Source organism: Pseudaminobacter soli (ex Li et al. 2025), from assembly GCF_003012705.1.
Lineage (GTDB): Bacteria > Pseudomonadota > Alphaproteobacteria > Rhizobiales > Rhizobiaceae > Pseudaminobacter > Pseudaminobacter soli.
On the sequence record NZ_PXYL01000074.1, the window covers coordinates 1 to 546 of the forward strand.

Annotated in this window: 1 protein-coding gene; it reads left to right on the top strand. The window is 57.5% G+C overall.

Going from position 1 to position 546, the window contains the following annotated elements:
* Positions 1-185 (top strand): hypothetical protein (locus tag C7I85_RS31475; RefSeq protein WP_210203117.1); only part of this gene is annotated, 185 nt, incomplete at its 5' end.
* Positions 186-546: the final 361 nt, after the last annotated feature.

Consider the following 546-nt stretch of genomic DNA (forward strand, 5'->3'; position numbering starts at 1 on the left):
TAGTCTACTGCCTCAACGAAGCGGCGAACCTAGTCGACGAATCTACCGATGCGGAAGTTGCGGAGACTCTCGTGGAGGCGATCGGCGCAATCCAGGCAGCGCAGACCCTGCTCATGGAGCGTCCGGCCGACGATTTTACGGGTGACATATCCTTTGAGTTGCAGTATCGCCCGCGAGCTCAATGATCATCCACGGGAGGGGATAAATTAGCGAGGCGCCGCTTGTTGATGAAACCACGTTTTGAATGCGTCGCTGACTGCGACGGTACATGGAAAGTCTGGGATAGTTCCCGCGATCGGCCCGCCTCCCTCGGTGGTCAGCTCCTGGTCAATCGACAGAAGTTTCGCGCCGAAACGGCATGCGATATCCTCAATCGCATCTACGCACGTGGATTGCAGTACGAAGCAGCCCACATCGGTGAATAGTCAACTGGTCGCGGGGGAGGATTTGAGCCTCCAGCTTATAAGGCCGGCGGGCTACCGGATTGCTCTACCCTGACAAACTTGATTTCCGAACCCTCGCGGTAGGCCGCTTGTGTACGGGCCC